This is a genomic window from Yersinia sp. LJYL362, assembly GCF_048323875.1.
Window position 1 is genome coordinate 1 of the sequence record NZ_JBLWEX010000062.1, and the last position, 9,324, is coordinate 9,324.

Below are 9,324 nucleotides of genomic sequence, written 5' to 3' on the forward strand. Positions count from 1 at the left end.
GCCTGCGTCAGGAGGCCAATAACGACATTCTGAAAATTTACTTCCGCAAAGATAAAGGTGAGTTTTTTGCTAAGAGTGTGAAGTTCAAATACCCACGCCAACGCAAAACTGTGGTTGCTGATAATGCGGGTCATGGCTACAAAGAAATCAATGAAATCAACCCAAATCTACGCTATGTCATTGATGAACTTGATCAACTGTGCAAACGCGATCAAGTTGAAGTTGATTTGAAACGTAAGATTCTGGATGACTTGCGTCATTTAGAGAGTGTAGTGACCAATAAAATTGCTGAAATTGAAGCTGACCTGGAAAAACTGACCAGCGGTCGCTAAATAGGTTGTATCACTAAAGTCATTGGTGTTGCAGGTGAATAAACATTGCTCTCACCTGCAACTTCATGAGTTAAGGATTAATACCCTAAATAGTTCGAGTTAAAGCATGGTGGGTATAATTATTGAAATAAACAGTTATTGAAATAAATAATTATTGAAGTAGACGGCCCCACTGCTCCACCCACGAAGCTGAAACAACCTCAGGTTCCGGATGTTCAATAGCATCAATCTCTAGCCTTTCGCCAATCCTCGTCGCGCCCTGCTCTTGTAATAACTCATCAAATGCACGACCGGCTCCACAGAAATTATCATAACTGCTGTCACCTAACGCAATGATGCCGTAGCGCAATTCTGGTTGGAATCCAACCTGATCACGCACGGCGATGAAGAGCGAAGCAATGCTATCTGGGAAATCACCCTGCCCGGTTGTCGAGGTCACCACCAGTGCATAATGTTGACGATAATACTGCCAGGCCTCTAAAGTGCCCTCATCGAACACTTTGACCTCATGCCCTTGTTCTTTCAGTATGCTCTCGGCTTCTTCTGCAACTAAGAGTGAGTTACCGTACACAGTGCCGACAAAAATCCCGACCTGAGCCATAAAAAGTTGTCCTTTTAACGAGAAAAATCACGCACTATCCTGACTGGCCGTTGCTGCAAACTCAACCCTTTCAAGATGAGGGACAATACCCAGCCAACCAAAATGTGACATCAGCTGTTGCCAAGATTCATCCCAACGCGCCGTCAAACTGAGCGACTCTCCGGTCACAGGATGATTCAGATGCAAATGACTGGCATGAAGCATGAGCCGCGAGCAATCAAAATGTTCTGCAACTCCACGATTCTGACGCAGATCGCCGTGGGCACTGTCACCGATGATCGGATGGCGAATATGCGCCATATGCCGACGAAGTTGGTGTTTGCGGCCCGTTTCTGGTTTTAACTCCATTAAACTAAAGCGCGAAGTGTCATAGCGCCCGATAGCAATAGGCACTTCCACTTGACCCAAGGCCTGATAATGGGTAACTGAAGGCTGTGGTGCTTTATCGGGGCGAGCAAATTTATCTGCAATCTTGTCTAACTCTTCAGTCATCTCATAATCAATAGTGCCATCTTCTAGCACGTATCCACGAACGACCGCATGATAGGTTTTCTGAATCTGATGCTGTTCAAATTGCAACGAAAGGGCACGAGCCACATCGCTGGACAGTGCCATCAGCAGTACACCCGATGTCGGGCGGTCCAGGCGATGAACGGTATAAACATGCTGGCCAATTTGATCACGTACTGTTTGCATGACAAATACGGTTTCATTGCTATCCAGCCAACTGCGGTGAACTAACCAGCCGGCTGGTTTATTTACCGCAACTATATGTTCGTCTTGATAGAGTATTTCCAGCATTAGTGATTTTCTTTATTCAGCAGGTCATCGAGACGCTGTAATTCTACCAGCAGCAAGGTGCAATCCGGGCGATCCTCGCCAGTCAACGCTTCTTCAAAGTAGGGTGTAATAGCAAAACGAGTGGGGAGCGGCCCTTTCGATTCCAACAATGCATACATCCGAGGGATAAGTACCCATTGTAACCACTGCTTAGCATCCATAGTATCAATGCTAAAAGGCTCATTACTTTCAAAAGCCTCGGCTTGTGGTGGAACTGTTTGCCAAAGATCAATGGCCCGCATGGCAAACTCAATATTCTGTAGGCTCTGGCGCACCTGATTTTCTGTATTCATGATTATGCTCTCAACCAAAAAATAACTATTCACCGAGCTGGTTCAACGGCGGCCAAGCATACCATTGAAGAACAAGATGCCCAAACTCACACCCTAAACGACTGGAGTAGATTGAGCAAAATGTGGATAAAAAAAGGGGTACTGTTTTACCAGTACCCCTCTATTCGTTTCATAGCAATCCAGCTAAAAGTGATGCTCCCTGCTCAATCCTTGAAAACTTTTCCGTGCGGTTATCCTAACCAGCAATCCGTCGCGTTGTCCTACACCATCCCAGTGCCAATCCTGAAGTTATCCTAACCCACCAATCATCCTGAACTGGCTCTCAATCTCCATCCTGGAGGTGTCCTTTGTTTCTTCCTGAAACATCCCTTCACTCATCCTAAGCAGTCCCTGAGTCCTTCATCCTGAAGTGGCACCATCCTGATACCGTCCTTTCCGCCAGATCCTATCGGGCGAGTAAAGGATCGCTTAATCGACAAAGAGAGGCAAGGTACTGTAAGAAGAATGGGGAGGATGCTTTTATATATAAAAAAATGAATGTTTGTAACAAAGTGATTTTATTGAAGATAAATCTAATACAATAATTTCACATAAAAGGAATAGAAGTGATGTCTCACAGCTCGTGTGAGAGATCTCTCACACGAGCTGTGCTGGGATGGGCAATAATCTTATCTTTATTCAGGAAATACAGGACGTAATGCATCCAGAAAATAAGCAAGAGTCGATGCCAGTAATGTCCGTTTACCGCTACCAAACTCCTCTAACACCACATTGCCACTAACATTACACAGTGAGGCCATGGTCATTTCCGATTCCGTTGTTGCTAAAAACAGTGTTGGCGAGAGTTTCAGTCTTTTCTGTGTCACCAAATGGCCAATGAGATTTTCCTGTAAACGAATGAAATCGTCTTCGCTCCAAACCTGAAGCAAGGTAAAGCGGTGATCACCTAAATCAGCTTTCATATCCCCGGCATATTGCTGGGTATAAAACTCATGGATATCTGGATGGAGCTGAATCTCCAGTGCTCGTTCAACATTGGCAAGATTAGCTTCACCAACAAAAGGCTGCGGCAGCCAGAACACCTGATTATCCTGAGTTTCTATATTACAGGGAGAAGGTACCCCATAAAGCTCCTCACTGGCAGGTGGCCGCCCGGTTTGCTGCTGCCATAAGTCAATATAGCGCTGAGTAAAGCTCTTAAGTGCCGTTGAAACGTTCTGGTCCATTGTTATTCTCTGTATCGCGGCGGCTTGCGCTGCACCAAGGTAAAGGCGTTACCCTACTTAGAAATGCAGTTAAACGCGGCATTAATTGATAAACTACCGCTATTGTACCTTTCTCTCATCATGGGAACAGCATGTCTTCATATCATGACCACAAGGCTCTGGCGGAACTGACGCTGGGCAAACCCACCGCGTATTGTGATCACTACGACGTGACCTTATTGCAGGCCGTGCCACGCAGTATGAACCGCGAACCTCTCGGTTTATATCCCGATAATCTGCCCTTTCATGGCGCTGATATCTGGACGTTATATGAGCTATCCTGGCTAAACAGTAAGGGCTTACCACAAGTCGCTGTAGGTGAAATTAGCCTAAATGCTGATAGCGTTAATCTCATTGAGTCAAAAAGCTTTAAACTTTACCTCAACAGTTTTAACCAAACAGCGTTTACTGACTGGGAAAGTGTGCGCACTACTTTGCAACAGGATTTATCCGCCTGTGCCCAAGGAGAAGTGAGTGTCACCCTATACCGTCTGGATGAAATGACACATCAACCGATAGCCAACTTCTCGGGAGAATGTCTGGATGAGCAAGATATCTGTATCGATAGTTATGAATTCAATGCCGATTATCTGCAAGGTGCAGCAGGTAAAAACCGCGTAACAGAGAGCCTGGTCAGCCACTTGCTAAAATCTAACTGTCTGATAACTCACCAACCAGATTGGGGTTCTGTCCAAATAAGCTACAGTGGCCCGCAAATTAACCGCGAAGCCTTACTGCGCTATCTGATCTCTTTCCGCCATCATAATGAGTTTCACGAGCAGTGTGTCGAACGCATTTTCAATGACATTATGCGTTTCTGTCAGCCTGAGACACTATCAGTTTATGCGCGCTATACCCGTCGCGGAGGGCTGGATATCAATCCATGGCGTTCCAATACTGATTTTGTGCCATTGACTGGCCGCCTGGCGCGACAATAAATGCGTACACCTGCGCAACTTTATCACCAGCAGCACGTTAGTATTGGCAAAAAGTAAGCGACAACGTTAAGGTTATTTATAGGTTCCTTATGCTATTTTCAGTATAAAAATCAGTAATGGATACTTAGTGGTCTCTCTGATATTCCACGGAAAACAGAAAGCAGCACTCTGATATATAGGCACTACCACCCTTAGGGGTGTAAAGGAGTAACTTTGATTACACATGTCAGCCCACTCGGCTCAATGGATCTGTTATCACAGTTCGAAGTGGATATGCTCAAACGTACAGCCAGTAGTGATCTGTACCGTTTATTCCGTAATTGCTCATTGGCTGTTCTTAACTCAGGTAGTCTGACTGATAACAGCAAAGAGCTTTTATCTCGCTATGAAACCTTTGATATCAATGTGCTGCGCCGCGAACGTGGTGTCAAACTCGAACTGGTTAATCCACCAGAGCATGCTTTTGTTGATGGTAAAATTATTCGCTCTTTGCAGGCAAACTTGTTTGCAGTCTTACGTGACATTCTGTTTGTTAATGGTCAAATCGTAAACGCCGAGCGTTTCCAACATCTGAATATGGAAAGCTCCAACCATTTGACCAATTTGGTCTTTTCAATTTTGCGTAATGCCCGTGCCCTGCATCTTGATGAAGATCCGAATATGATTGTGTGCTGGGGCGGCCATTCAATCAATGAAACCGAATATTTGTATGCCCGAAAAGTCGGCAACCAGTTAGGTTTGCGTGAATTGAATATCTGCACCGGCTGTGGGCCGGGGGCCATGGAAGCACCGATGAAAGGTGCCGCAGTGGGTCATGCCCAACAACGTTACAAACAAGGCCGCTTTATCGGTATGACCGAACCATCAATCATTGCTGCAGAGCCACCAAACCCGTTAGTCAATGAACTGATTATCATGCCCGACATTGAAAAACGGCTAGAGGCCTTTGTTCGTATCGCTCATGGCATCATTATTTTCCCTGGTGGCGTGGGAACAGCAGAAGAATTGCTCTATTTGTTAGGTATTCTGATGAATCCGGATAATAAGGAGCAGGTTTTACCCCTGATTCTGACCGGGCCAAAAGAGAGTGCAGATTACTTCAGAGTTGTGGATGAATTCATCATGAATACTCTGGGCGATAAAGCACGTGAATACTACCAGATAATTATTGATGACCCGGATGAAGTCGCTCGTCAGATGAAAAAAGCGATGCCATTGGTGAAAGAAAATCGCCGTAATACCGGTGATGCTTATAGTTTCAACTGGTCTATGCGTATCGAGTCGGACTTGCAGCACCCCTTTGAACCGACTCATGAGAACATGGCCAATCTGGACTTGTCCCACAACCAACCCCCAGAGAAGCTGGCTGCTGCATTGCGCCGCGCTTTCTCCGGTATTGTTGCGGGTAACGTTAAAGAAGTGGGTATCCATGCCATTGAAGCTCACGGGCCATTCAAGTTGCATGGTGATCCTCTACTAATGAAACATATGGACCAGCTGTTGCAAGGTTTTATTATCCAACAGCGGATGAAATTACCAGGCAGTGCTTATACACCTTGCTATGAAATCTGTAGTTAAAGAATAAATACCCCTCAGCGATAGCGCTGGTAAGGACTTCCGGCTGGCGCTACCTGAAGGTTATTTGAGCACCGTCAGGTGCGCTCTTTATAGCAAAGCAGGGCCAATAAAATAGCCCTTATGGGATAGGTTTTAAGACCGTTAATGCAAATCCACCTTCTTATTGTTGATGCCCTTAACCTGATTCGTCGCATTCATGCGGTGCAAGGTTCACCTTGTGTGAATGCTTGCCAGCATGCACTGCAACAGCTTATTTCACATAGCCAGCCAACCCATGCAGTCGCCGTTTTTGATGAAGATGACCGCTCGGATAGTTGGCGTCATCAATCTCTGCCTGATTACAAAGCGGGCCGCTCACCGATGCCAGATAATCTGCAACAAGAGATGCCGCTGATCCGTGAAGCATTTCACTCTTTGGGGGTTAATTGCTGGAGTTCGCCGGGCAATGAAGCTGATGACCTTGCAGCGACGTTGGCAATAAAAATTGGTGAGGCCGGGCATCAGGTCACGATTGTTTCAACCGACAAAGGCTATTGCCAACTGTTGGCGCCAAATGTTCAGATTCGCGATTACTTCCAAAAACGCTGGTTGGATATGCCGTTCGTCAAGCAGGAGTTTGGCGTTTTACCGCACCAATTGCCTGACTACTGGGGGCTAGCTGGGATCAGTAGTAGTAAAATTCCGGGAGTCGCCGGTATTGGAGCAAAAACTGCCGCGCTGTTATTGCAACAAGCCAGCAGTCTGGAGGAACTCTATCAGAAGCTAGACTCGGTACCAGAGAAATGGCGTAAAAAGTTGCAACAGCATCAGGAAATGGCCTTTATTTGCAAACAAATAGCGACCCTGAAAACTGATTTACCATTAAGTGGCAACTTGCAACAGCTACGTTTGAATCGGTGATATCAGCATAAAAATGAAGGGGCCATCTGGCCCCTTGCGTGTATACCCGTCATACTTCAAGCTGCATGTGCGTTAGCTACGCTCAATAACCCGAATCACTTACGACAGTAAGCTCATCGGGGTTATCTCCCTTGCCGCCTTCCTGCAACTCGAATTATTTAGGGTATATATCACCAAATTTTAAAAACGCTCATCACGACGGCCCGGCACACCAGACCAAATACGCCGCACATGCACCGTAACTTCTTCGCGGTCATGATAGAGCTGCTTAGCCTGAATATGGGCATTAATACCATTTTCTTTTAGCTGTTCATCAATCATTTCCAGATTTTCTGAAACAACTTCAAAACGCTTTTTCATCGGTAACTTCAGGTTAAAAATAGCCTCACGACACCAACCATTGACCAGCCATTTAATAATAAGTTGGGTGACTTTAGCCGGTTTTTCCACCATATCGCACACTAACCAGTAAATATTGCTACGTGTTGGCTCATATTTAAAACCGTCTACGCGATGGTGCGTAACCTGCCCGGTATCCATCAAACTTTGTGCCATCAAGCCATTATCAATGGCCTGAACCATCATGCTGCGTTGCACTAACTGATAAGTCCAACCACCGGGACAAGCTCCTAAATCGACAGCATGCATACCACTGGCTAAACGCTCTTCCCATTCATCTGCGGGGATAAACACATGGAAAGCTTCTTCCAGTTTAAGAGTTGAACGGCTTGGGGCATCAGATGGGAACTTAAGGCGCGGGATCCCCATATAGAACGGGGAGTTATTGTTGCTATAAGAATAACCAACATAACAACAACCCGATGCAATAAAGAATACATGCACCACTGGCCGATGAGGATTCTCACGGGCAGACAGAATTTTTTGCTCACGCATTGCATTACGCAACGGCACCGTCAACTTACGGCAAAACTTAAGTAACTCTTTGCTTTCATTGGTGTCAGCAACTTCAACTCGCAGTTCACCGGCTTTCTCGACAACACCGGTTAACATACCAACTATTGGCGATACGCGATCTTCCGGCGGTAAATCTTTCAGTAGCTCACCCACAACCATCATTTGGCGGGCGAAAATCAATTCGCGGAATGGCACTTCACGAATCAAACGATCCGCATCTTCCAACTGATAACATTCAAACAGCACATAACCGCTATTTTCTTTTACCCGAGCGAAACCAAAGATTTCGAGCTGTGCTGCTTTGGCGGTAATTTCCGCCGCACACTCTTTCTCAAAACCTGAGCGGCAATATAAAGCAATTTTATTATTCATGGCGTTCTGCCCTTTTTCTTAGACGCAGCGCGCCAATCAACATCAAAATCCATCCCGCCAGAAAACATACTCCGCCCACTGGCGTGATATATACCCACAATTTCAGGTGCGATAGAGCCAGGCAGTATAAACTGCCACTAAATAGTAATATTCCGAGTGCTAACAAGGCACCACTCCAGTAAAACCAGATACTTATCTGCCGTTGCATGGCAACAGCGAGTGCCAGGATAGCCAGTGTATGGAATCCCTGATACTCCAGCCCAGTATGAACCCAAGCCATTTCATTCGCCCCCAAAGAGGCACTCAATACATGCGCCCCAAAGGCACCGAAAGCAACATAGAAAAAACCGCTCAAGGCAGCAAATATCAGCATTAAACGACCATTCATCGTCATAAACCTTAAATTAATATCGCCTAATAATTAAAATTAGTTCTCGTAGCGAAAGCGTAGCTTTTCCTGCTCGCTAGCCGCTCTTGCCAGTATCCACTGACGAAAGGCGGCTATTTTACCCAGTTCTGCCTGACTGTCATGACAAACCAGATAAAAAGCATTTTTACTCACTAGCACATCACTAAACGGGCACACCAATCGACCCGCTTCAATTTCAGATTGCGCCATCACGTTATTCACCAACGCAATACCCTGACCATGCACAGCAGCCTGAACCACCATCGCACTGTGGCTAAATATCGGACCTTGCTGCACATTAATCTGTGGCACACCCAATTGACGGGTATACGCCATCCAATCTCGGCGGGAAGTATCATGCAACAGGGTGTGATTAGCCAGATCTGCCGGTACTTTTAATCCATTCTCGCCCATTAGCAGGCTGGGAGCACAAACAGGAAGCAAGAATTCGGCATACAGGCGTTCAGTACGCAACCCGGTCCAATTTCCCCGGCCATAAAATATCGCCACATCGACATCATCAGCGAGTTTATCCTCTTCTCGGTCTACCGCCTGAATTCTGACATCAATACCCGGATAAGCCGCATTAAATCCAGACAGACGAGGAACCAACCATTGGATAGCAAAACTGGGGGGAAGACTGACGGTCAGAGCACCTTTAGCACTACGTGCCTGCAATTTACGAGTGGCTTCATTGATAGAGGTAAAAATCTCTTTGATGTCGAGGTAATAACTCTGCCCTTCTTCGGTCAGCAGCAAAGAACGGTTACGCCGACGGAACAGTTTTAGTCCGAGAAAATCCTCCAGTGACTTTATCTGGTGGCTAACAGCGGCTTGCGTGACAAATAATTCATCAGCCGCTTTAGTAAAACTCAGGTGGC

At 46.0% G+C, this 9,324-nt stretch carries 11 protein-coding genes; 4 read left to right on the forward strand and 7 right to left on the reverse strand.

Annotated features, from left to right (window positions below):
- The first annotated feature begins 2 nt into the window (after nt 1-2).
- Nucleotides 3-332 carry a DUF3461 family protein gene (locus ACNSO8_RS02595; protein WP_418393732.1) on the forward strand — a complete coding sequence of 110 codons (330 nt, stop codon included), beginning with the start codon at nt 3-5 and terminating at the stop codon, nt 330-332.
- A 151-nt stretch (nt 333-483) separates the two neighbouring features.
- Here ACNSO8_RS02595 and ACNSO8_RS02600 read toward each other — a convergent pair whose 3' ends face one another.
- The 4 genes from ACNSO8_RS02600 to syd all read right to left on the reverse strand — a co-directional run bounded on the left by ACNSO8_RS02600 (nt 484) and on the right by syd (nt 3,292).
- A complete protein-coding gene (locus ACNSO8_RS02600; RefSeq protein WP_005164060.1) occupies nt 484-933 on the reverse strand; it encodes a flavodoxin in 450 nt (149 codons plus the stop codon).
- 27 nt (nt 934-960) lie between these two features.
- Nucleotides 961-1,734, reverse strand: a complete 774-nt coding sequence (truC, locus tag ACNSO8_RS02605; protein ID WP_172654549.1) for a tRNA pseudouridine(65) synthase TruC — start codon at nt 1,732-1,734, stop codon at nt 961-963.
- Nucleotides 1,734-2,066, reverse strand: coding sequence for a YqcC family protein (locus ACNSO8_RS02610; RefSeq protein WP_263700359.1), 333 nt, complete (start codon nt 2,064-2,066; stop codon nt 1,734-1,736). Before ACNSO8_RS02610 ends, truC begins: the two co-directional genes overlap by 1 nt.
- A gap of 674 nt (nt 2,067-2,740) precedes the next feature.
- On the reverse strand, nt 2,741-3,292 hold the full coding sequence (gene syd / locus ACNSO8_RS02615) for a SecY-interacting protein (protein WP_046050353.1): 552 nt from the start codon (nt 3,290-3,292) through the stop codon (nt 2,741-2,743).
- Between the two features lie 131 nt (nt 3,293-3,423).
- On the opposite strand from syd, the gene queF reads away from it, so the two are divergent.
- The 3 genes from queF (at nt 3,424) to xni (ending at nt 6,747) form a co-directional block, all read left to right on the forward strand.
- Nucleotides 3,424-4,269, forward strand: coding sequence for an NADPH-dependent 7-cyano-7-deazaguanine reductase QueF (queF, locus tag ACNSO8_RS02620; RefSeq protein WP_050160199.1), 846 nt, complete (start codon nt 3,424-3,426; stop codon nt 4,267-4,269).
- A gap of 213 nt (nt 4,270-4,482) precedes the next feature.
- Entirely contained in the window at nt 4,483-5,847 is a 1,365-nt protein-coding gene (gene ppnN, locus ACNSO8_RS02625; RefSeq protein ID WP_019078913.1) for a nucleotide 5'-monophosphate nucleosidase PpnN, read from the forward strand.
- 144 nt (nt 5,848-5,991) lie between these two features.
- Nucleotides 5,992-6,747, forward strand: a complete 756-nt coding sequence (gene xni, locus ACNSO8_RS02630) for a flap endonuclease Xni (RefSeq protein WP_019082467.1) — start codon at nt 5,992-5,994, stop codon at nt 6,745-6,747.
- Nucleotides 6,748-6,927: 180 nt separating this feature from the next.
- Here xni and rlmM read toward each other — a convergent pair whose 3' ends face one another.
- From rlmM to ACNSO8_RS02645, 3 genes are all read right to left on the reverse strand, one after another.
- Entirely contained in the window at nt 6,928-8,034 is a 1,107-nt protein-coding gene (gene rlmM, locus ACNSO8_RS02635) for a 23S rRNA (cytidine(2498)-2'-O)-methyltransferase RlmM (RefSeq protein WP_005173248.1), read from the reverse strand.
- Nucleotides 8,027-8,422: a DUF423 domain-containing protein gene (locus ACNSO8_RS02640; RefSeq protein WP_005173250.1), complete on the reverse strand. Its 396-nt coding sequence runs from the start codon at nt 8,420-8,422 to the stop codon at nt 8,027-8,029. The genes rlmM and ACNSO8_RS02640 overlap by 8 nt, the downstream gene beginning before the upstream one ends.
- Nucleotides 8,423-8,461: 39 nt before the next feature.
- A partial coding sequence (locus ACNSO8_RS02645; protein WP_418393733.1) for a transcriptional regulator GcvA occupies nt 8,462-9,324 on the reverse strand: 863 nt, incomplete at its 5' end.

What these genes read in the sequence shown, in the direction of transcription:
- rlmM (WP_005173248.1), bottom strand. Translation starts at nt 8,034, where the DNA reads ATGAATAATAAAATTGCTTTATATTGCCGCTCAGGTTTTGAGAAAGAG.
- syd (WP_046050353.1), bottom strand. Translation starts at nt 3,292, where the DNA reads ATGGACCAGAACGTTTCAACGGCACTTAAGAGCTTTACTCAGCGCTAT.
- truC (WP_172654549.1), bottom strand. Translation starts at nt 1,734, where the DNA reads ATGCTGGAAATACTCTATCAAGACGAACATATAGTTGCGGTAAATAAA.
- ACNSO8_RS02610 (WP_263700359.1), bottom strand. Translation starts at nt 2,066, where the DNA reads ATGAATACAGAAAATCAGGTGCGCCAGAGCCTACAGAATATTGAGTTT.
- xni (WP_019082467.1), top strand. Translation starts at nt 5,992, where the DNA reads ATGCAAATCCACCTTCTTATTGTTGATGCCCTTAACCTGATTCGTCGC.
- ACNSO8_RS02600 (WP_005164060.1), bottom strand. Translation starts at nt 933, where the DNA reads ATGGCTCAGGTCGGGATTTTTGTCGGCACTGTGTACGGTAACTCACTC.
- queF (WP_050160199.1), top strand. Translation starts at nt 3,424, where the DNA reads ATGTCTTCATATCATGACCACAAGGCTCTGGCGGAACTGACGCTGGGC.
- ACNSO8_RS02640 (WP_005173250.1), bottom strand. Translation starts at nt 8,422, where the DNA reads ATGAATGGTCGTTTAATGCTGATATTTGCTGCCTTGAGCGGTTTTTTC.